This is a genomic window from Streptomyces sp. BBFR102 (assembly GCF_051397025.1).
Lineage (GTDB): Bacteria > Actinomycetota > Actinomycetes > Streptomycetales > Streptomycetaceae > Streptomyces.
Map to the genome: position 1 here is coordinate 5,341,047 of NZ_CP195757.1, position 20,365 is coordinate 5,361,411.

Genomic DNA, 20,365 nt, shown 5'->3' on the forward strand with positions numbered 1-20,365 from the left:
GCAACGACAGACACCTTGTCCGGGTGGCGGAATGGCAGACGCGCTAGCTTGAGGTGCTAGTGCCCTTTATCGGGCGTGGGGGTTCAAGTCCCCCCTCGGACACCAAGGAGAACCCCGCACTAGTGCGGGGTTCTCTTGTTGTACGCGTGCGGATGGCTGTGCGGCTCCACGTTCAGTGACGGCCCGCATGTCCCACTCCGGCGCCGGTTCCGGAAGCGCCCCCGGGGGGTGGGCGGTGGACGGGGTCCGCCGCCCGGGCGGTGGCGTACCGGGGCGGCGCGAAGGCCGCGAAGCGGACTGCCGGGGTGTGGCCCGGCTGGCGAGTTCCTCTCCAAATCCCTTGTGCGGCCGGCGCGTGACGGCCCGTTGGGGTGGGGGAGAGGTGAAGCCTCGTCAGGGTGATGAGGGCGGCGGGAGGCGCTCGGTCCGGTGGCCGGGCCCGGCTCCCCTCTCGTGTGCGTGGCGCGGAGCCCGGCGCGCCCGAACCCGGTTGTCAGAGTTCGTAGTCCTGGGCCAGTTCCTCCCGGGCGATGCCGAGCGGCGACGGGTCGGCGTCCTCGCCCGAGGGGGCCTGCGGGTGGGGCTGGAACCAGGCGACGGTGAGGGTGGAGCGGTGCAGCACCGGGTCGAGGTCCGGGGCGACCGAGGTGGAGCGGAAGGTGCCGACGCGGGCCACCGCGGGCAGTACCTCCACGGGGCCGAACGGGCCGGCGGGCTGGTCCGGATGCTGGCGGGAGGGCTCCACGCGGTGCACGGGTGTGGTGGGGGAGGTGCTCTCGGCCTCCGGCGAGCAGACCGTCTTCGCTCATCTGAGCGCGCTCATCACAATCTGATTTCTCACACCCGAACCCCCTTGTCTTCCGCTCTGTAATCGATTCCAATCCTCCTTGTAATCGTTTCCATGGCCCCGTGGTCCTTCAGCTCCGTGCTGGCGGTCACCACGGTGGACGGAGCCACAAGGAGGTGGTCCGGACATGGCGGGCATCAAGGATGTCGCCGCGGCCGCGGGGCTTTCCGTCGCCACGGTCTCCCGGGTGCTGAACGGGCACCCGTCGGTGAGTGAAAGCGCCCGTGCGCGGGTGATGGCCGCCGTGGACGGGCTCGGGTACCGGCCCAACGCCCTCGCCCGGTCGCTGCGCACCGACCAGACGCGCACCCTCGGCCTGGTCATCAGCGACGTGCTCAACCCCTACTTCACCGAGCTGGCCCGTTCGGTGGAGGAGGAGGCGCGGGCGCTCGGCTACAGCGTCGTCATCGGCAACGCCGACGAGCGGCCCGAACTCCAGGACCACCACGTGCGGACCCTGCTCGACCGGCGGATCGACGGACTCCTCGTCTCGCCGGCCGACGGCAGCTCCCCGCTGATGCGGCAGACCGCCGAGGGCCCCACCCCGATGGTCTTCGTCGACCGGTGGATGCCCGGCCTTGACGTCCCCGTGGTCCGGGCCGACGGCACCGGCGCCATCCGCGACCTCGTCGCCCACCTGCACGGCCTCGGCCACCGCAGGCTCGCGATCATCGCCGGGCCCGCCGCGACCACCACCGGGCACGAGCGCGTCGAGGCGTTCCGCGAGGCGCTGCACGCCCACGGCATCCCGCTCCCCGCCGAGCTGGTCGTCCAGGGCGACTTCCAGGCGGACAGCGGGCGGCGGGTCACCGAGGGGTTCCTCGCCCTGCCCGAGCCGCCCGACGTGGTCTTCGCCGCCGACAACCTGATGGCGCTCGGCGCGCTCGACGCGATCCGTGCCCGGGGCCTCGCCGTCCCGGACGACATCGGGCTCGCGGCCTTCGACGACATCCCCTGGTTCGTGCACACCGGGCCGCCGATCACCGCGATCGCCCAGCCCACCGCAGCCCTCGGCAGGGCCGCCGTGCACGCCCTGACCGACCTCATCGAGGGCAGGCCCCCGCAGTCGGTCACCCTCCCCTCCCGCCTCGTCGTCCGCCGTTCCTGCGGCGAGCCCGCCACGACGGCACCCGACCCCCGCGACGCAAGGAGCAAGCTGTGAGCAACCCGGACGAGTTGCTGCGCATCGAGAACATCCGCAAGACCTTCCCCGGCGTGGTCGCCCTCGACTCGGTCGACTTCGACCTGTGTCGCGGCGAGGTGCACGTGCTGCTCGGCGAGAACGGGGCCGGCAAGAGCACGCTGATCAAGATGCTCTCCGGCGCCTACCGCCCCGACAGCGGCACCATCTACGCCGAGGGCCGCGAGGTGCGCATCCAGAGCGCCCAGGACGCCGAGCGCCTGGGGATCGCCACGATCTACCAGGAGTTCAACCTGGTGCCGGACCTGACGGTCGCCGAGAACATCTTCCTCGGCCGCCAGCCGCGCCGGTTCGGCCTCATCGACCGCAAGAAGATGGAGGCGGACGCCGAGGAGCTGCTCGGCCGCGTCGGTGTCCAGGTCTCCCCGCGCGCCCGCGTCCGCGACCTCGGCATCGCCCGCCTCCAGATGGTGGAGATCGCCAAGGCGCTCAGCCTCGACGCGCGCGTCCTGATCATGGACGAGCCGACCGCCGTGCTCACCTCCGAGGAGGTGGAGAAGCTCTTCGCCATCGTGCGGCAGCTGCGTGCCGACGGCGTCGGGATCGTCTTCATCACCCACCACCTGGACGAGATCGCCGCCCTCGGCGACCGCGTCACCGTGCTGCGCGACGGCCGCTCCGTCGAGCAGGTCCCCGCCTCCACCCCCGAGGACGAGCTGGTCCGCCTGATGGTCGGCCGCAGCATCGACCAGCAGTACCCGCGCGAGCACCCGGAGCAGGGCGAGCCCTTGCTGACCGTGCGCGGCCTCACCCGCGACGGCGTCTTCCAGGACGTCTGCTTCGAGGTCCGCGCGGGTGAGATCGTCGGCCTCGCCGGGCTGGTCGGCGCCGGGCGCACCGAGGTGGCCCGCGCCGTCTTCGGCGCCGACCCCTACGACCGGGGCAGCGTCGAGGTGCTCGGCCGCGAGCTGCCCCGCCACGACGTCAACGCGGCGATGGCGGCCGGGCTCGGCCTGGTCCCCGAGGACCGCAAGGGCCAGGGCCTGGTGCTCGACGCCTCCGTGCAGGAGAACCTCGGCCTGGTCACCCTCAGGTCCGCCTCACGCGGCGGCCTGGTCGACCTCAAGGGCCAGCGCACCGCCGCCGCCCGGATCGCCGAGCAGCTCGGCGTGCGGATGGCCGGCCTCGGCCAGCACGTGCGGACCCTCTCCGGCGGCAACCAGCAGAAGGTCGTCATCGGCAAGTGGCTGCTGGCCGACACCAAGGTGCTCATCCTCGACGAGCCCACCCGAGGCATCGACGTGGGCGCCAAGGTCGAGATCTACCAGCTCATGAACGAGCTGACCGCCTCCGGGCACGCCGTGCTGATGATCTCCAGCGACCTGCCCGAGGTCCTCGGCATGAGCGACCGCGTCCTGGTCATGGCCCAGGGCCGCGTCGCCGGTGAACTCACCGGCGACGCCGCCACCCAGGACGCGGTGATGGCCCTCGCCGTCACCACACCCCCCTCGAACGACCCCGCAGTGAAGGAAGTGGAGGCCCCCCGTGGCCACTGACACCGTCAAGAACAACACGGGCAGCGGCGGCGGTTCCGCCTCGGCACTGCGCCGGCTCCTGCTCGACAACGGCGCGCTCAGCGCGCTCGTGGTCCTGGTCATCGCGATGTCGGTGCTCTCCGGCGACTTCCTGACCACCGACAACCTGCTCAACGTCGGCGTCCAGGCCGCGGTCACCGCGATCCTCGCCTTCGGCGTCACCTTCGTCATCGTCTCGGCCGGCATCGACCTCTCGGTCGGCTCGGTCGCCGCCCTCTCCGCCACCGTGCTGGCCTGGCTCGCCACCAGCGAAGGCGTCCCCGTGGTGATCGCGGTGCTGCTCGCCGCCGCGACCGGCCTCGCCTGCGGCCTGGTCAACGGCGCGCTCATCTCGTACGGCAAACTCCCGCCGTTCATCGCGACGCTGGCCATGCTCTCCATCGGGCGCGGTCTGTCCCTGGTGATCTCGCAGGGCAGCCCGATCGCCTTCCCCGACTCGGTCTCCAAGCTCGGTGACACCCTCGGCGGCTGGCTGCCGGTGCCCGTGCTGGTCATGATCGCGATGGGTCTGATCACCGCCGTCGTGCTGCGCCGCACCTACATCGGCCGCTCGATGTACGCGATCGGCGGCAACGAGGAGGCGGCCCGCCTCTCCGGCATCCGCGTCAAGCGCCAGAAGCTCGTCATCTACGCCCTCTCCGGCCTCTTCGCGGCCGTCGCCGGTGTCGTCCTCGCCTCCCGCCTCTCCTCCGCGCAGCCGCAGGCCGCCCAGGGATACGAGCTGGACGCCATCGCCGCCGTCGTCATCGGCGGCGCCAGCCTCGCCGGCGGTGTCGGCAAGGCGTCGGGCACCCTCATCGGCGCGCTGATCCTCGCCGTGCTCCGCAACGGCCTGAACCTCCTGTCGGTCTCCGCCTTCTGGCAGCAGGTCGTCATCGGCGTCGTCATCGCGCTCGCCGTCCTCCTCGACACGCTGCGCCGCCGCACCGGCTCCACGGCGGGCGCCGCCGGAGCACCGGGGGCGCCGGGATCGGGCGGGAAGAAGAAGAGCGCGGCCAAGATCGGTGTAGCGGCCCTCGTGGTGGCCGCCGTCGTCGCCGCCGTCTCCGTGCTCAACCCGGGCTCGTCCTCGACCACCACCAAGGTCGGCATGTCGCTCTCCACCCTCAACAACCCCTTCTTCGTCCAGATGAAGGAGGGAGCCCAGGCCGAGGCGAAGGCCGCCGGAGTCGAACTGACCGTCACCGACGCCCAGAACGACGCCTCCCAGCAGGCCAACCAGCTCCAGAACTTCACCAGCTCCGGCATGGCCGCGGTGATCGTCAACCCGGTCGACTCCGACGCCGTCGGCCCCGCCGTGCGCGGCGCCAACAAGGCGGACATCCCGGTGATCGCCGCCGACCGCGGGGTCAACAAGGCCGACACGGCCGCGTTCGTCGCCTCCGACAACGTCGAGGGCGGCAAGCTCGCGGCCCGCTCGCTCGCCGAGGAACTGGGCGGCAAGGGCAAGATCGTCGTCCTCCAGGGCACGCCCGGCACCTCCGCCAGCCGTGAGCGCGGCGCGGGCTTCGCCGAGGGGCTCAAGGAGTTCCCCGGCATCAAGGTGGTCGCCAAGCAGCCCGCCGACTTCGACCGCTCCAAGGGCCTGGACGTCATGACCAACCTGCTCCAGGGCAACGCGGACATCGACGGCGTCTTCGCCGAGAACGACGAGATGGCCCTCGGCGCGGTCAAGGCGCTCGGCGCCAAGGCGGGCAAGGATGTCGCCGTGGTCGGCTTCGACGGGACCCCGGACGGACTGAAGGCGATCGAGGCGGGCACCCTGTTCGCCTCCGTCGCCCAGCAGCCCGCCGAACTCGGCAAGGCCGCCGTGCAGAACGCGGTCAAGGCCGCGCGCGGGGAGAAGACCGAGGCCCAGGTGATGGTGCCGGTCAAGGTCATCACCGCGAAGAACATCGCCGACTTCTCCTGAGGAAGGCCGAGTTGAGGAAGCGGGAATCCATCGTGCAGGAAGAGCACGCGGGCCACGACCTGCTGGTCGTCGGTTCGGCCAACGCCGACCTGGTGATCGGCGTCGAGCGCAGGCCGGCCCCCGGTGAGACGGTGCTCGGCTCCGACCTCGCCGTCCACCCCGGCGGCAAGGGCGGCAACCAGGCCGTCGCCGCCGCCCGCCTCGGTGCCCGTACGGCGCTGCTGGCGCGGGTCGGCGACGACGCCCACGGCCGGCTGCTGCTCGACGCGCAGCGCGCGGCCGGTACCGACACCGCCGGGGTACTGGTCGGCGGGGCGCCCACCGGCGTCGCGCTGATCACCGTGGACCCCTCGGGCGACAACAGCATCGTCGTCTCCCCGGGGGCCAACGCCCGGCTCACCCCGGCCGACGTGCGGGCCGCCGAGTCCCTCGTCGCGGGGGCCCGGGTGGTCTCCACCCAGCTGGAGATCCCGCTGGAGACGGTGGCGGAGCTGGCGGCGACCCTGCCCGCCGGGGGGCGGCTGGTGCTCAACCCGTCGCCGCCCGCGCCGCTGCCCGCCGAGGTGCTGGCCGCCTGCGACCCGCTGGTGGTCAACGAGCACGAGGCCCGCTTCATCCTGGGCGAGGAGGCGGGCGAGGCGCCCGAGGAGTGGGCGCGGGGGCTGCTGGCCCTCGGCCCGCGCTCGGTGGTCGTCACCCTCGGAGCGGACGGCGCGCTGGTCGCCGCGGCCGGTGACCCGGACGGCGTGCGGGTGCCGAGCCTCAAGGTCGAGGCGGTCGACACCACCGGTGCGGGCGACGCCTTCACGGCCGCCCTCGCGTGGCGGCTCGGCCTCGGCGAGAGCCTGGTGGAGGCGGCCCGGTACGCGGTGCGGGTCGGCGCCGCCGCCGTCACCCGGCCCGGCGCCCAGGCGTCGTACCCGACCGCCGAGGAGGTGGCTGCCCCGTGAAGCGCTCCGGCATCCTCAACCGGCACCTCGCCGGCGCGCTGGCCGAACTCGGCCACGGTGACGAGGTCCTCGTCTGCGACGCGGGCATGCCGATACCGCCCGGCCCGCGCGTGGTCGACCTGGCCTTCCGGGCCGGGGTGCCCTCCTTCGCCGAGGTCCTGGACGGACTCCTGGCGGAGCTGGTGGTGGAGGGCGCGACGGCCGCCGAGGAGGTGCGCACCGCCGCGCCCGGCACCGCCGGGCTGCTCGCGGAGCGGCTGCCCCGGCTGGACTACGTCAGCCACGAGGAGCTGAAGGCCCGCACCGCCCGGGCCCGCCTGGTGGTCCGCACCGGCGAGGCGACGCCGTACGCCAACGTCTCCCTGCGGTGCGGGGTCTTCTTCTGACCGGCCCTGCTCCGCCCACGCGTCCCGCATCCCTCCCCGGGGGTGCGGGACGCGCGGCGTTACGGGCCCCGCTCAGCGGGAGACCCGGTCGACCAGGTCGGCGAGGGACTTGGCGAGCGTGGTGAGGCCCGCGTGGGTGGGCCCGGCGGGCTCGGTGAGGTACGTGTCGCGCCGCAGTTCCAGCATGAGCGCGGTCACGCGGGTGTCGGTGCCGTGGAAGCGGAGCGGCACGTACGCCCCCGCGAACGGGGAGTCCCGCTCGCTCGTGTCCCCGAACGCCGTCCGGGCGTGGGCCGTCAGCGCGGGCGGGGTGTGGAAGGCGTCGGTGCCCAGGCAGACCGGCGGGCGCGGCGCGGTCGGCGGCAGCTCGTAGGGGAGGGCCTGGGCGGGGTAGGAGTGCACGTCGAGGATGACCGCGCGGCCGGTGGCGTCGAGCCGGTCCTGCACGGCCTCGGCCATCGCCTCGGCGTACGGGTGGAAGTAGCGGTCGAGCAGCGGTGCCGGGTCGAAGCCGTCCGGGCGCAGCGGGGCGCGGTGGGCGGTGCGGGTGTAGACCGTGCCCATGCCGGAGGAGGCCATCGCCTCGCGGTCGTCGGGGAACCGCTCGGGGTCGACGACGAGCCGGGAGAGGCCGTTGACGAACCGCCACGGGGTGCGGGGTGCCAGCGCCGTGGCCAGGGCCGCCAGCTCGGCGGTGTGCGCGTCCGTCATCAGGTCCAGCTCGCGCACGAGCGCAGCGTCGTCCAGCAGCAGCTCGCGCCGCACCTCGGGCGGCACGGCGCGCGAGGAGTGCGGTACGTGGAGCAGGACGGGGGAGTCCTCGGCGCCGGGGAGGAGCCGGTACGGGGCGGGAGCCGGTGTCGGGGTCATGAGGTGGGTGTACCCCATGACGGGTGCCGGGCAGTCCGGGCGCGCTGGTGACCGCCCGGGACCGCGGGTGCGGCCCCGGGCGGTCCGGGCAGGTCAGCCGCGCAGCAGCAGGACGACGCCGGCGGTGATCACGGCGAGGGCCAGGGCGCCGACCCCGTGCGTGGTGCGGTGCTCGCGCAGCGGCGGCAGGGCGCGGTCGGCGGCGAGGCGGCCGGGGCCGGTGAGCGCGAGGGCGGCCGCGGCGGCGACGAGGAGCAGTTCGTACTCGACGCCGTCCGGGGCGAAGAAGCCGCCGTTCGCCTTGACCGCGAGGGCGTTGAGCATGGTTCCGGTGACCGCGGCGGCGGCCAGCGGGGTGAGTAGGCCGAGGATCAGGGCCAGGCCCCCGAAGGTCTCGGTGAGCGCGGCGACGGTGGCCATCGCTTCCCCGGCCGGGTAGCCGACCGAGGTGAAGAACCGGGCGGTCCCCTCGATCCCGCCGCCGCCGAACCAGCCGAACAGCTTCTGCGTGCCGTGCGCGGCCATGATCGCGCCGACCGCGATCCGGAGCAGCAGCAGCCCGGCGTCGAGACCGGCCGGGCTCGGGCCGGTTCCGGCCGGGGCGCCGGCCTCGGGCGGACGGGTGGGAGAGGTGCTGGGGGCCGTCATGGAGGGGTACTCCCGCGTGGTGTGGGGGCAGGCGGACACAGCGGTCTTGCTTGAAAGATCAAGCAAGACGCGGGCTGAGCATAACGGATGCTTGAGAGTTCAAGAGAAGGTTCCGTGGACGCACCGGTCGCCGGTCGGGGCCGGACAGCGGCCGGCGCGCCAGAGCGTGGGCCGCACTGGTGCTGCCGCGTGTGCGGGCTCGTGGCGCCCGGCACCGCCCTGGACCCCAGCTCCATGGGCGGGCTCCTTGGCCGCCCCGACGGCGCCTGGCGCCACGTCGGCCTCCGCCTCGCCTCGGTCTCCCCGCCGCGGCCGTGCTCACACCTCCCGGCGCATGCAGCAGCGGGGCCACCGGTCCAGGCCGTGCGCCGCCTCGATCCGCCGGATCTCCCGCAGTCCGGGCGTCAGTTCACGCTCGGCCAGGACCCGGAATCCGCAGCGCGCGTAGTACGGCGCGTTCCACGGCACCTCGGTGAAGGTGGTGAGTGTCAGCGCCGGCGCCCCCTCGCTCCTGGCCCGGCCGGCGGCGTGCTCCAGCAGGGACCGGCCGACGCCCCGGCGCGCGCTCCCGGGATGCACCGACACCTGCTCGACGTGGAGGTTCCCGTCCACCCGGTCCGCGATCAGGTACGCGACGGGACGGCCGGCCCCGTCGGCCGCCACCCAGGCGAGCCCCGACCGCGCGTACCGGGCCAGCTCCTCCACCGGCGGCGGCTCGTCGTCGGCGATCTCCGCCATGCCGGCCTCCCGGAACCACACCCCGGCGGCCCGCTCGATGTCCTGGAGGGCCGTCAGTTCGCCGTGGTGCACCGCTCGGATACGCATCCGCGCATGATCCGGTGCGAAGCGGCGTGAGGCAACGCGAAAGGGGGCGGCCCCTGCCGCCCTCAGCGCGCGTACAGCGCCTCGATGACCTCCGCGTAGGTGTCCGCGACCGCGCTGCGGCGGAGTTTGAACGAGGGGGTCATCAGCCCCTCCTGGCGGGTGAAGTCGACCGGGAGGATCTCGAAGGCGCGGATGGACTCCGCCCGCGACACCAGGGTGTTGGCCTGGTTCACCGCCCGCTGGAGCTGGGCCCGCAGCTCCGCGTCGTCCGCCGGTGCCGGGACGCCCCGGCCGGAGGCCCCGCGCAGCCGCTGCCAGTGGGCCAGCGCCTCCTGGTCGACGGTGAGCAGCGCCGCCACGTAGGGCCGGTTGTCGCCGACCACGAGGCACTGCGCGATCAGCGGATGGCGGCGCAACTGCTCCTCCAGCAGCTGCGGGGAGACGCTCTTGCCGCCGCTCGTGATGATGACGTCCTTCTTGCGGCCGGTGATCACCAGATAGCCGTCCGGGTCGAGGCGGCCGGTGTCCCCGGTGGCCAGCCAGCCGCCGTCGGGCCCCGGTGGATCGTGCAGATACCCCTGGAAGACGGTGTCCCCGCGCACCCACACCTCGCCGTCGTCGGCGATCCGCACGGCCGAACCCGGCAGCGGGCGGCCCACGGTGCCGAAACGGACCCGGCCCGGGGGCTGCGCGGTCACCGCGGCCGTGGTCTCGGTCAGCCCGTAGCCGTCGTACACCGTCACCCCCGCGCCCTGGAAGAACAGGCCCAGTTCGCGGCGGAGCGGCGAGCCACCCGAGACCGCGGTGCGCACCCGGCCGCCGAACACCGCCCGCACCTTGGCGTAGACGGGGCGCTCGTACGCCGAGTGCCGGAGCCGGGTGACCGGCCCAGGGCCGTGCCCGGTGCCCGCCGCGCGCTCCTCCCGCGCCTCGGCGTGCGCGACGGCGGCCGCCCGGGCCTTCTCGAAGAGCACCCCGTGCCCGGCGGCCTCGGCCTCCCGGCACGCCTCGTCGAAGAGCCGCTCGAAGACGTAGGGGACGGCGAAGAGGAAGGTGGGCCGGAACGAGGCCAGGGCGGGGAGCAGCACCGCGGGGGCCATCTCCGGCTGGTGGGCGAGGAGGTAGCCCCCGCGCACGCAGGTGACGGCCACCATCAGGCCGTAGCAGTGGGCCAGCGGCAGGAAGGCGAGGACCGAGGGCTGCTCGCCGCTGGTCGCCAGCAGATGGCCCCAGCCCGCGATGAGGGTGTCGCACTCGGCGGCCAGGTTGGCGTGGCTGATCACGCAGCCCTTGGCGGTGCCGGTGGTGCCCGAGGTGTAGCAGATCACGGCGGTCGCCTCCGGGCGGACCGCCGCCCGCAGCCACCGCACCTCCTCCTCCGGCACCTCGGCGCCGCGTTCCGCGAGTTCGGCCGTGCACCCCAGGTCGAGCTGCCACAGCCCGAGCAGGCCGCCGGGGTCGGCGCAGGCGGCCGCGACCGTCATCGCCTGCCCGCTGTGCTCCACCACCGCCGCCCGGACGCCCGCGTCGGCGAGGACCCAGCGGACCTGCTCGATGGAGGAGGTGGGGTAGACCGGCACCACCTCGGCACCCAGCGTCCACAGGGCGTACGCCAGCAGCGTCCATTCGGGGCGGGTGCGCGACATCAGCACCACCCGGTCGCCCGGCCGCACCCCCTCGGCCAGCAGCCCCCGGGCCAGTAACAGCACCTCGTCGCGGAACCGGGCCGCCGTGACGGTCCGCCAGGGGCCGCCCGCCTCCTCGGGTTCGAGGGCCAGCTGGGGGCGGTCGGGATGGGCGTCGGCCGTGTGGAAGACCGAGTCGGCGAGGCCGGAGACCGGCGGGGCGATCAGGCGCTCCGCACTCACTTCCCGCACCGGGTACGCCTCCGTTCCTCTCGCCGGGCCCCGTACCGCACTCGCGCGCGGCCCGGCGGACCGCCTCGGGCCCGTGCCCGACGGGCGGCCGGCTCGGCAACCTACAGCGCCCCGCACGCCCTGGCCAGGGGTGACGGGGGAGTCCACCACCGTGCGCCGGGCGGCTCCGCGCGTCCTGCGGCCGGGAGACGCGCGGAGCCGTCGGCCCGTCAGACGCCGGGCGGTACCCGGTCGGGGCGTCCGCCACCGCGGGTCAGGGTGTAGCCGAAGATGCCCGCGAGGGCGGCCAGCACGGCGCCCGCGCCCGTCCACAGCCACCGGTCGGTCCACCAGCCGGAGGACCAGCCGCCCTCCGGCTCGGCGAGCGCCGCCGGACGCGGCGCCTGCCCGGTGCCCTCCTCGTCGGCCGTGTCCTGCTCGCCCGGCTCCTCGCCGGAGGTGGCGGACGCGGCCGAGATGCCCGGCAGCAGCGGCTCGGAGAGCTTCCCGCCGACCGCGGTGGAGCCGCCGGTCTCCTGGGAGTCGACACCGATCTCGGCCCGGAACGGCCGACCCAGGTCGTCCGCGGCGAGCCGCGAGACCGTCAGCCGGACGTAGTACGCGCCGGGCAGCGGGTCGTTGGCCCACGGCTCCGAGAACGCCCGCACCGTACGCAGCGTGCAGGAGAGCCGTACCTCGGCGGCGTCCTCACCGGCCCGCCGCTCCTGGAGCCCGTAGGCGCACGCCTGGCGGCGGCGCAGCCCGTCGTAGACGTCGATCCGCCAGGTGGAGGCGCCCTGCCGGGCCTGCTCGGCGGGGAGCGACACGGTCGCCTCCACCGTCGGGCGCTGCCCGGTGTCGGCCGGGAAGACCCAGTACAGGTAGTCGCCGGTCGACGCGGAGGCGGTGCCGCGCTGCCCCTGCGCGAGCCGTACGGCCGTGCGGAACGCGGTTCCGGCCTCGGTCGGACCGGCCTCTGCCTCCTCGTCCTGCGAGGCGGAGGCCGAGGGCGAGGCGTCGGCGAGGGCCGGCGGCGCGGCGGTGAACAGAGCCGCCGCGGCGAGGGCGGCCCCCGCGACGACGCGCCAGGGCCGGCGCCGGGCCGGCGCGGCCTGTGACCTGCCGCGAAGTGGGGTACGCATCAGTGGGTCCTCCAGACGGCGAAGCGCCAGCGCGAGAGCCAGCCGAAGACCAGACCGCCGAGGAACCCGGCGAGCACCAGCGCACCCAGCAGCCACCAGCCGCGGCCCAGCCCGAAGGCGGCGGTGTCCGAGGCGTCGGACGGACCGTCGACCACGTCGACCGTCAGTTCCAGCGGCATGCCCGGCGACGAGGCGTCGGCGGCCTTGGCGGAGGCCGGGGCGAAGGAGTTGCTGACCTCCAGGCAGACCGGCGTCGCGACCGGCTTGTCGGCGTCGGCGTCCTCCAGTTCCCGCTCCGGGTGGCGCAGGCCGGAGGAGATCACGTCGGTCCGGCCGCTGCCGGCCTCCGCGCCGCGCACCAGCTCCCGCCCGTGCGCGGTCACCGCGCGCAGCAGCACGCCGTAGTCGTCGGCGAGCGGGCGGTCGGCCGCCACACTCACCGAGGCGCGCAGCTCCTGGCCGGGCAGCACGTCCACCCGGTACCAGCGGTGGGTGCCCAGCGGCTGGCGGTCGGTGTACAGGCCCGGCTCGACCTTCGGCGCGTCGGCGCAGGCCGCGGCGCCCTCGACCGGCACCGGCGTGACCACCGGGTCGGCCGCGCGGTCCACCAGCTGTTTCACCTTGTCGGAGAGGTCCTCCTTGTGCTGCACGGCGGTGTACGTGCCGCCGGTCGCCTCCGCGATGCAGGACAGCTGCTGGCGGATCTTGGCGTTGGGCACCAGGCCGAGGGTGTCGATGACGAGGTCGACGCCCTTGGCCGCGATCTCCCGCGCCACCTCGCACGGGTCGAGCGGGCCGCAGGTGTCCTCGCCGTCGCTGATCAGCACGATGCGGCGGCTGCCGCCGTCGTCGCCGTCCAGGTCGTCGGCGGCGCCGAGCAGCGCCGGACCTATCGGGGTCCAGCCGGTCGGGCTGAGCGTCGCGACCGCCGTCTTGGCCTCGGTACGGTCGATCGGCCCCACCGGGTAGAGCTGCCGGGTGTCCTTGCAGCCGCGCGCCTTGTCCTCGCCCGGGTAGTCGGCGCCCAGCGTGCGGATGCCGAGTTCGACCTGCTCGGGCACGGCGTCGATGACGTCGTTGAACGCCTGCTTCGCGGCCGACATGCGGGACTGCCCGTCGATGTCGCGGGTCTTCATGGAACCGCTCACGTCGAGCACCAGCTCGACCTTGGGCGCGGGACGTGCGGTGGGCCCGTCGGCGGTGGTGGCCGCGGCCGCTGTCGACGCGGCGGGGAGAGTCCCCGCCAGCACCGTCATCAGCGCGGCCACCACAACCGCTGCCCGTCTTGTTGTGATCATCGGCGGATCTTATTGAAGAAGGTGACGGACCCCCAAAACGTGTCCAGGAGGTCAGGGTTGGGGCGAGGCGCACGGGTGCCGGAGCTTTCGGGGACGTGCCCCGCACGTCCTGGCCGCCCGGCCGAGACGGGCGGACCCGCCGCGCCGGCGTCGGCCGCCACCGTGCTTCTGGCCCGATGGCGGCGCGGCGGGGGACCCGGCCTGATGCCGACCGGGGTCTTCACTCGGCGCGGCGGCGTGACCTGCGGTGCCTCGCCGGGCTACGCCGACTCCGGGCCGCTGCCCCTGCCCAGGAGTGCGGTCCCGGCCTCCCCGCGCCCGCCTGCGGCGCATTCCCGCGCACCCGCCGGGCCCCGGTCCTCGTCCGCACCCCGTGCCGCCGCCCGGCTCAGCGCCACCACGCCCCGCCCCGCGACCAGCGCCCCCGCCAGGGCGGGCAGTATCCCCGCCGCCCCGCCGTGGAGCCGTTCGCCGAGGAGGGTCAGGCCGACGACCGAGGCGGCGAGCGGGTTGGTCAGGGTGACGACCGCCAGGGGTGCGCCGAGCCCGGAGCGGTAGGCGGTCTGCGCCAGGAGCAGCCCCGCCGAGGCGAAGGCGGCGACGAGCAGGGCGACCAGGACCGTCTGGAGCGGCTGCGCCGCCCCGCCCGGCGCGGCCAGGGCGACGGTGACCGTCTGGGTGAGCGCCGAGGCGATGCCGGAGGCGATCCCCGAGGCCGTGGCGTGGCGCAGCCCCGGGCCCCGGCCCGGGCGGCCCAGCGCGCCGATCAGCAGCAGCGTCGTGGCGCCGACCGCCAGCGCCTCGGTCAGGGTGAGGCTGTCCTCGGGGGCGGGTCCGGAGGCCGCGAACATCAGCAGGCCGAGGCCGCCGAGGGTGAGCAGCGCCCCGCGCCATTCGAGCCGGGCCACCCGGCGGCCCGCGTACCGCGCCCCGAGCGGGACCGCCACGACCAGGGTGAGCGCGCCCAGCGGCTGGACCAGGGTGAGCGGGCCGAACCGCAGCGCGACGACGTGCAGCAGGGCCCCGGTGGCGTTGAGGCCGACCGTGCCCCACCAGGCGCCGGACGCCAGCAGCCGGACCAGGCCGCCCCGGGAGGCGTTCGGCGCGGCGCGGGCGGCGAGGCGTTCCTGGGCCACCGCCGCCGCCGCGTAGGCGAGGGCGGACACCAGGGAGACGACGACCGCGACGGCCAGGTCGGCGGTCATCGCCGGCCGTCCGGCAGCAGGGCGTGCGCGAGCGGGCGGTGGTCCCGGGCGGTGTCCGTCTGTGCGAGCCGCACGGCGGCCAGGGCGGCGGCGAGCAGCCCGGTGGCGGCCAACGCGTCCAGCCAGTAGTGGTTGGCGGTGCCGACCACCACGAGCAGGGTCAGGGCGGGGTGGAGCAGCCACAGGTACCGCCACCGGGAGCGGGTGGCGGCGATCAGGCCGACGGCGACCATCAGTGCCCAGCCGAAGTGCAGCGAGGGCATCGCCGCGAACTGGTTGGCCAGGGGATCGGCCTCCGGCGCCGCGCCGTACACCGTCGGGCCGTAGACCTGGCCGGTGTCGACCAGCCCGGCCGCCTCCAGCATGCGGGGCGGCGCGAGCGGGACCAGCAGATGCAGGACGAGGGCTGCGCCCGTCACCACCGCGAGGACCCGCCGGGACCACAGGTAGTGGCGCGGCCTGCGCCAGTACAGCCAGACCAGGAAGAGCGCGGTCGCCGGGAAGTGGACGGTGGCGTAATACGTGTTGGCGATCCGCACCAGGGTGTCGGAGTGCAGCAGCAGGTTCTGCACGGCGCCCTCGTCGGGCAGGCTCAGCGCGCGTTCCGCGTGCCAGACGCCGTCGGCGTGGCGGAAGGCTGTGGCGCTCTCACCCGCGGCGAGCAGGCGGCCGCACTTGTAGACGAGGAAGAGCCCCGCGACGAGGAGGAGTTCGCGGACGAGCGGAGGCCGGGACGCGAGGTCCGGCCGGTCCCCCGCGGCAGGCGCGGAACGGGCTTTCATGCCCCGGCCCCTTTGCTGAAGATGCGGATGTGGTGCGGTCGGCGGATGCGGTCGGATCGGCGGCCGGATCGATACGCCAGTGTACCGATACGGCGTCGTATCGGTACACTGGCGTATCGATGGGCTGTGTGGCCGGAAAAGGATCTTCCCGGGCCGTCCGGCGGCCGCCCGCCACCGCGAGGCGAGAGGGTTGGCGTATGACGTCGCAGAGTGAAGAGCGCAGCGGGCTCTCCTCCCCCCGCTCCAAGATCAGCCCTGAGCGCGAGCGCGAGCTGTACGAGGCCACCCTCGACCTGCTCCGTGAAAGCGGCTACGAGGCCCTGTCCATGGAGGGGGTGGCCGCCCGCACCCGGTGCGGCAAATCCACCCTGTACCGGCAGTGGGGCAGCAAGCCCCAGCTCGTCGCCGCCGCCCTGCGTGCCCAGCGCTGCGTCCGGTTCTCCGGGATCGACACCGGCTCACTCGCCGGGGATCTCCGCGAGGCCGCGCGCGCCGGGGCCGAGCGCGGCGACCGGGACAGCCTCCTGGTGCAGGCGCTCGCCCACGCCGTCCTCCATGACGAGGACCTTCGGCAGGCGCTGCGTGACGCGCTCATCCAGCCCGAGGTCGGCATGGTCGACACCATGCTGGACCGGGCCGAGGAGCGCGGGGAGATCACCGCCGGGCACCCCGCCCGGGAGTTCGTCGCCGCACAGATCTTCGGCGTCCTGCGGGTCCGGCCCGTGCTGGAGGGCCGCAGGCCCCACCCGGCCGAGGACACCGCGTACCTTCAGCGCTTCGTCGACGTCTGTGTCCTGCCCGCGCTGGGCCTCGCCGCCCCCGCTGAGGCCGCCCCGGCCGTCGGTGCGCGGCCCGGCGCGGGATGAGACGGGGCCGCCGTCCTCGCGGATGAGGACCGACGGCCCGAAGGCGCCGCTCCGTGGGGACGGGCGCGGCGCGCCGCAGGACCGGGTGGGGGGCTCCTCCGAGTGGAGGGAGCCCCGCCCGGCACCCTGCCCCGCCCGGACGGCTCAGACCTCCTTACCGGGCCCCGTCCCCAGTTCCGCCTTCTGTATCGCCCGGGGTATCTGGTCCAGCACGGTCGGCTTCGGGGCCTTCGGGTGGTCGTCCAGACCGAAGCGGACGAGCACCATCAGCTCGGGCGAGGCCGGCGAGGGGAAGGCCAGCGACTGCACGTACCCGTCGGTCCCCGAGGTGGTCTCCACCTTCCAGCGCACCAGGTACCCGCGCCCGCCGGCCACCGTCACCGCCTTCGCCGCCACCTCCTCGTGCGAGGTGATCTCCCCGTACGTCCCGCCCCCGTACGCCTCCTCGGCGTTGGCCTCGATGTCCGCCTCCGCCGTGGCGCGCGGCGTCTTCTCCTTCAGCCCCACCGCCTGGGCCGGCATCGAGAAGGCGCCGCTGCGCACGCAGGCCAGCTCCCGGTTCCCCGGGCAGGCGTACGGGCGCGTCGTCACCTGCGCCCCCGCCTCCCCGGACGTCCCGGTCCACCCGTCCAGCACCGGCAGGCTGATCCCGCTCGCCCCGTCGGTCGCCGCGTCCGCCGCGCCCCGGCCGGGCGCCCGGCGCTCGCCCGCGCCGTCCTGGGCCGCCGGGGCCCGGTCGTCCCCGCCGTCCTGGGCCAGCGCGTACACGCCGCCGCCGATCCCGGCGAGCACCACCAGGCCCACCACCGCCGCGACCACGGTCCGCGCGGTCCGCCGCGACTTCGGCGGCGGGGCGTACGGCTGCCCGTGGCCCCAGGGGGGTGGGCCGCCCCAGCCGGGCGCGGTCTGGGGGCCGGATGCCGCGGGCCCGCCCGTCGGGCGGAGCCCGTCGGTCCACCGCCCGCCGTCCCACCAGCGTTCCTGGCGGGGGCCGTCGCCTGCGTGGCCGGGATCGGGATACCAGCCGGGGGGAGTCACCTGTGTCATGGGCGCCACAGTAGGAGCCCGGAGTGAGGGAGTCATGAGAGGGGGCGGGCCCGAACTCGCGCACCCCGGCGCCGCTTTCCCCGCTCCGCCCCACCCGGCGCCCGCAATCGGACGTATCTTCCCCCTTGTCGCCGCGGGATTCTCACCCCGCGCGCCAGGGAAAGCACGGAGTGTGCGCCGCGTGAGGGCCTCGTTGGCTACGCTCGGAGCCGCAGCGCAGCCAGGTCCGGGCGTCGGACCGCGATCTGACGGGGGGAGGAGCGGCATGGCACGTGAACACACCCAGGCCGTACCGTCCGGACCGCTCTGGGAACGGGACGCGGAACTCGCCGCCGTCACCGCCGCGGTCGACGGACTCTGCGAGGGGCACGACACCGGCGGCCTGCTCGTCTTCACCGGCGAGGCGGGCATCGGCAAGACCGCCGTGCTCGGCGAGGTCCGGCGGATCGCCGCCGGCCGCTGCACCGTCTGGACGGCGCGCGGCGGCGAGACCGTCACCTCCGTCCCCTTCCACGTGGTCCGCCAACTCCTCCAGCCCGCCCTGGTCTCCCTCAGCCCCGTGGAGGCCCGCGAGTACCTCGGCGACTGGTACGACATCGCCGGCCCCGCCCTCGGCATCGCCCGGCCCGGCGCCCGCCAGGCCGACCCGCAGGGCGTCGTCGACGGACTGGTCGCCGCCGTCAGCCGCCTCGTCATGCTGCACTGGCCGCTCATCCTCGTCATCGACGACGCCCACTGGGCCGACCAGGAGTCCCTGCGCTGGCTCGCCGCCTTCGCCCAGCGCCTCGACGACCTGCCCGTCCTGCTCGTCGTCGCCCACCGGGACGACGAGGCGACCGGCGAGAGCGCCCGCCACCTGGCCGCCGTCGGCCGGGCCGCGCGCCCCGGCACCAGCCTCGCCACCCTCACCGCCTTCACCCCCGACGCCACCGCCGGACTGACCCGCGCCACGCTCGGCGAGGGTGCCGACGACCCGTTCTGCCGCGAGGTCTGGGCCGTCACCGGCGGAAATCCGTACGAGACCGTCGAACTCCTCGCCAAGGTCCGCGCCGCCGGAATGGAACCGGTCGAGTCGACCGCCGCTGCCCTGCGCGAACTCAACGCCAAGGCGCGTGGCCGCGGCCTGGTCGCCACTCTCGAAGGACTCGGCGCCGACGCCACCAGGCTCGCCTGGGCCGCCGCCGTCCTCGGCACCAACATCACCCTGCGGCTCGCCGCCGAACTCACCGGCCTCGGCAAGGAGGACGCGGCCCGCTGCGCCGGCCTGCTGCGCGAGGCCCGCATCCTCACCGGCGACGACGACGCCCTCGAATTCGTCCACCCGCTCATCGCCACCGCCGTCTACCGCTCCGTACCGGCCGGTGCCCGCACCGCCCTGCACGGCCAGGCCGCCTGGGCCGTCACCCGCTCCGGCCGCAGCGCCGCCGAAGCCTCCCGCCACCTGGTGGAGGTGCACCCCGACGACGACCCGGAGATCGTCGACCAGCTGCGCCGCGCCGCCCGCGAACACCTCGCCGTCGGTGCCCCAGAGGCCGCCCACCGCTGCCTGGAACGGGCGCTCGCCGAACCCCCGCTGCCCGAGAAGCACGCCACCGTCCTCTACGAACTCGGCTGCGCCGCCCTGCTCACCTCACCCAACGGCACCGTCGCCCACCTGCGCGCCGCCCTCGCCATGGACGGCCTCGAACCCAGCACCCGCGTCGACGCCGTCTGCCGCCTCTCCCAGGCTCTCGTCCACCTCGGCCACGTCCGCGAGGCCGTGCAGACCATCGGCCGCGAGGCCGCCCGGCTGGAGCCCGGGCCCGACCGGATGCGGCTCCAGGCCAACCACTTCATGTGGGAGGGCATCCACACCGGCGAGGCCGACGCCCGCGAACGCTCCCGTGTGCTGCGCGAGATCGCCCAGCCCCTCACCGGACGCGACAACTCCGAGCGGGCCCTGCTCATCCTCCGCGCCTTCGACGCCATGACCCGCGGCGAGAACGTCGAACTCGTCGTGGAACTCTGCGACCGCGCCCTCGTCAACGGCCGCCTCGCCCCCGGACTCGGCTGGACCGACACCGAGTGGAGCTTCGAACTCCTCATCATGCTCGGCGGCAGCTACCTCTTCGCCGACCGCCTCGACCGCGCTGAGGCACTCTTCGGGGAGGCCCTGCGGATCTACGAGATCTCCGGCTGGAGCGGCGGACACCTCGCCATCGCCCACGCCTTCGTCGGCTACGTCCACCGCAGGCGCGGCCGGCTGGTCGAGGCCGAGGGCTTCCTGCGTGAGAGCCTCCGGCTCGCCGACCGGGTCGGCGAGGAGCTGCCCATGCACTGGGACGCCGCCTGCATGCTCATCGACACGCTGCTCTGCCGCGGCCACCTGGGCAAGGCCCAGGAGATCGCCGACCGCTACCACTTCGGCCCGCCCTACCCGTCCACCCTGATCCTGCCCGACGCCCAGTCGGTCCGCGGCCGGCTCCTCCTCGCCCAGGGCCGCACCAAGGAGGCGGTCGAGGAGCTGGAGTCCGCCGTCCGCGCCGCCGCCGAGACCGTCCGCCACAACACGGTCCTCGCGCCCCGGCAGCTCCTCCTCGCCCACGCCATCGCCCCGCACGACCTCCGCCGCGCCGCCGAACTGACCGCCGACGCCCGCCGCCACGCCGAACGCTTCGGCACCGACACCGCCATAGGGGAGTCCCTGCGGTGCGCCGCCGCGCTGGAGACGGGCCACCGGGCGACCAGTCTGCTGGCCAGGGCGGTGACCTACCTGGAGTCGTCGCCGTGCGCGTACGAGCATGCGGAGGCGCGGGTGGCCTACGGGATCGCGGCGCGGGACGCGGGGGAGCTGACGCGGGGTCTGACGCTGGCGAGGGCCTGCGGGGCGGACACGTTGGCGGCGAGGGCGAGAGAGGTGTTGCGGGAGGGGCGGGGGCTGAGGTGAGCCCGGGTACCCCACCCGCCGGAGCACCCCGGCCGCCCGCCACGAGCCCCCGGCCCGTGGGCGCGAGCG

Annotated in this window: 17 protein-coding genes and 1 tRNA gene; 8 read left to right on the forward strand and 10 right to left on the reverse strand. The window is 74.8% G+C overall.

The window, feature by feature from the left end; genetic code table 11:
- The first annotated feature begins 17 nt into the window (after positions 1-17).
- Positions 18-105, forward strand: a tRNA-Leu gene (locus ACSLIC_RS23615).
- Between the two features lie 388 nt (positions 106-493).
- Here ACSLIC_RS23615 and ACSLIC_RS23620 read toward each other — a convergent pair.
- Positions 494-745: a hypothetical protein gene (locus ACSLIC_RS23620; RefSeq protein ID WP_436739709.1), complete on the reverse strand. Its 252-nt coding sequence runs from the start codon at positions 743-745 to the stop codon at positions 494-496.
- A gap of 229 nt (positions 746-974) precedes the next feature.
- Here ACSLIC_RS23620 and ACSLIC_RS23625 point away from each other — a divergent pair, with 229 nt between their 5' ends.
- Genes ACSLIC_RS23625 through rbsD form a run of 5 tightly spaced genes read left to right on the forward strand, consistent with a single transcriptional unit; the run spans position 975 to position 6,831 of the window.
- Positions 975-2,009, forward strand: a complete 1,035-nt coding sequence (locus tag ACSLIC_RS23625) for a LacI family DNA-binding transcriptional regulator (protein ID WP_436739710.1) — start codon at positions 975-977, stop codon at positions 2,007-2,009.
- Positions 2,006-3,544 (forward strand): sugar ABC transporter ATP-binding protein, encoded by a 1,539-nt coding sequence (locus ACSLIC_RS23630; protein WP_436739711.1) that lies wholly within the window; start codon positions 2,006-2,008, stop codon positions 3,542-3,544. Before ACSLIC_RS23625 ends, ACSLIC_RS23630 begins: the two co-directional genes overlap by 4 nt.
- Positions 3,534-5,495: an ABC transporter permease/substrate-binding protein gene (locus tag ACSLIC_RS23635; protein WP_436739712.1), complete on the forward strand. Its 1,962-nt coding sequence runs from the start codon at positions 3,534-3,536 to the stop codon at positions 5,493-5,495. Before ACSLIC_RS23630 ends, ACSLIC_RS23635 begins: the two co-directional genes overlap by 11 nt.
- A gap of 32 nt (positions 5,496-5,527) precedes the next feature.
- Positions 5,528-6,445 carry a ribokinase gene (locus ACSLIC_RS23640; protein WP_436740459.1) on the forward strand — a complete coding sequence of 306 codons (918 nt, stop codon included), beginning with the start codon at positions 5,528-5,530 and terminating at the stop codon, positions 6,443-6,445.
- The gene (gene rbsD / locus ACSLIC_RS23645; RefSeq protein WP_436739713.1) at positions 6,442-6,831 is read left to right on the forward strand and encodes a D-ribose pyranase; all 390 of its coding nucleotides are present in this window, start codon (positions 6,442-6,444) and stop codon (positions 6,829-6,831) included. The genes ACSLIC_RS23640 and rbsD overlap by 4 nt, the downstream gene beginning before the upstream one ends.
- A gap of 72 nt (positions 6,832-6,903) precedes the next feature.
- Here rbsD and ACSLIC_RS23650 read toward each other — a convergent pair whose 3' ends face one another.
- From ACSLIC_RS23650 to ACSLIC_RS23685, 8 genes are all read right to left on the reverse strand, one after another.
- Complete coding sequence (locus tag ACSLIC_RS23650; RefSeq protein WP_436739714.1) at positions 6,904-7,719, reverse strand: N-formylglutamate amidohydrolase; 816 nt, start codon at positions 7,717-7,719, stop codon at positions 6,904-6,906.
- Positions 7,720-7,794: 75 nt separating this feature from the next.
- On the reverse strand, positions 7,795-8,349 hold the full coding sequence (locus ACSLIC_RS23655) for a DoxX family protein (RefSeq protein WP_436739715.1): 555 nt from the start codon (positions 8,347-8,349) through the stop codon (positions 7,795-7,797).
- Between the two features lie 318 nt (positions 8,350-8,667).
- Positions 8,668-9,174 (reverse strand): GNAT family N-acetyltransferase, encoded by a 507-nt coding sequence (locus tag ACSLIC_RS23660; protein ID WP_436739716.1) that lies wholly within the window; start codon positions 9,172-9,174, stop codon positions 8,668-8,670.
- Positions 9,175-9,236: 62 nt separating this feature from the next.
- On the reverse strand, positions 9,237-11,051 hold the full coding sequence (locus tag ACSLIC_RS23665; protein ID WP_436739717.1) for an AMP-dependent synthetase/ligase: 1,815 nt from the start codon (positions 11,049-11,051) through the stop codon (positions 9,237-9,239).
- A 209-nt stretch (positions 11,052-11,260) separates the two neighbouring features.
- On the reverse strand, positions 11,261-12,172 hold the full coding sequence (locus ACSLIC_RS23670; protein ID WP_436739718.1) for a hypothetical protein: 912 nt from the start codon (positions 12,170-12,172) through the stop codon (positions 11,261-11,263).
- On the reverse strand, positions 12,172-13,470 hold the full coding sequence (locus ACSLIC_RS23675) for a VWA domain-containing protein (RefSeq protein WP_436739719.1): 1,299 nt from the start codon (positions 13,468-13,470) through the stop codon (positions 12,172-12,174). The genes ACSLIC_RS23670 and ACSLIC_RS23675 overlap by 1 nt, the downstream gene beginning before the upstream one ends.
- 260 nt (positions 13,471-13,730) lie before the next feature.
- Positions 13,731-14,675 (reverse strand): DMT family transporter, encoded by a 945-nt coding sequence (locus ACSLIC_RS23680; RefSeq protein ID WP_436739720.1) that lies wholly within the window; start codon positions 14,673-14,675, stop codon positions 13,731-13,733.
- Positions 14,672-15,457, reverse strand: a complete 786-nt coding sequence (locus ACSLIC_RS23685; RefSeq protein ID WP_436739721.1) for a phosphatase PAP2 family protein — start codon at positions 15,455-15,457, stop codon at positions 14,672-14,674. Before ACSLIC_RS23685 ends, ACSLIC_RS23680 begins: the two co-directional genes overlap by 4 nt.
- Positions 15,458-15,654: 197 nt before the next feature.
- Between ACSLIC_RS23685 and ACSLIC_RS23690 the strand changes: the two genes are divergently transcribed.
- Positions 15,655-16,323, forward strand: a complete 669-nt coding sequence (locus ACSLIC_RS23690; protein WP_436739722.1) for a TetR/AcrR family transcriptional regulator — start codon at positions 15,655-15,657, stop codon at positions 16,321-16,323.
- 144 nt (positions 16,324-16,467) lie between these two features.
- On the opposite strand, the gene ACSLIC_RS23695 is transcribed toward ACSLIC_RS23690, so the two are convergent.
- Positions 16,468-17,370: a DUF2510 domain-containing protein gene (locus ACSLIC_RS23695; protein ID WP_436739723.1), complete on the reverse strand. Its 903-nt coding sequence runs from the start codon at positions 17,368-17,370 to the stop codon at positions 16,468-16,470.
- 265 nt (positions 17,371-17,635) lie between these two features.
- Between ACSLIC_RS23695 and ACSLIC_RS23700 the strand changes: the two genes are divergently transcribed.
- Positions 17,636-20,296 (forward strand): ATP-binding protein, encoded by a 2,661-nt coding sequence (locus ACSLIC_RS23700; RefSeq protein ID WP_436739724.1) that lies wholly within the window; start codon positions 17,636-17,638, stop codon positions 20,294-20,296.
- Positions 20,297-20,365: the final 69 nt, after the last annotated feature.

What these genes read in the sequence shown, in the direction of transcription:
- ACSLIC_RS23700 (WP_436739724.1), top strand. Translation starts at nt 17,636, where the DNA reads ATGGCACGTGAACACACCCAGGCCGTACCGTCCGGACCGCTCTGGGAA.
- ACSLIC_RS23625 (WP_436739710.1), top strand. Translation starts at nt 975, where the DNA reads ATGGCGGGCATCAAGGATGTCGCCGCGGCCGCGGGGCTTTCCGTCGCC.
- ACSLIC_RS23695 (WP_436739723.1), bottom strand. Translation starts at nt 17,370, where the DNA reads ATGACACAGGTGACTCCCCCCGGCTGGTATCCCGATCCCGGCCACGCA.
- ACSLIC_RS23680 (WP_436739720.1), bottom strand. Translation starts at nt 14,675, where the DNA reads ATGACCGCCGACCTGGCCGTCGCGGTCGTCGTCTCCCTGGTGTCCGCC.
- ACSLIC_RS23685 (WP_436739721.1), bottom strand. Translation starts at nt 15,457, where the DNA reads ATGAAAGCCCGTTCCGCGCCTGCCGCGGGGGACCGGCCGGACCTCGCG.
- ACSLIC_RS23690 (WP_436739722.1), top strand. Translation starts at nt 15,655, where the DNA reads ATGACGTCGCAGAGTGAAGAGCGCAGCGGGCTCTCCTCCCCCCGCTCC.
- ACSLIC_RS23670 (WP_436739718.1), bottom strand. Translation starts at nt 12,172, where the DNA reads ATGCGTACCCCACTTCGCGGCAGGTCACAGGCCGCGCCGGCCCGGCGC.
- ACSLIC_RS23675 (WP_436739719.1), bottom strand. Translation starts at nt 13,470, where the DNA reads ATGATCACAACAAGACGGGCAGCGGTTGTGGTGGCCGCGCTGATGACG.
- ACSLIC_RS23655 (WP_436739715.1), bottom strand. Translation starts at nt 8,349, where the DNA reads ATGACGGCCCCCAGCACCTCTCCCACCCGTCCGCCCGAGGCCGGCGCC.
- ACSLIC_RS23650 (WP_436739714.1), bottom strand. Translation starts at nt 7,719, where the DNA reads ATGGGGTACACCCACCTCATGACCCCGACACCGGCTCCCGCCCCGTAC.
- ACSLIC_RS23660 (WP_436739716.1), bottom strand. Translation starts at nt 9,174, where the DNA reads ATGCGTATCCGAGCGGTGCACCACGGCGAACTGACGGCCCTCCAGGAC.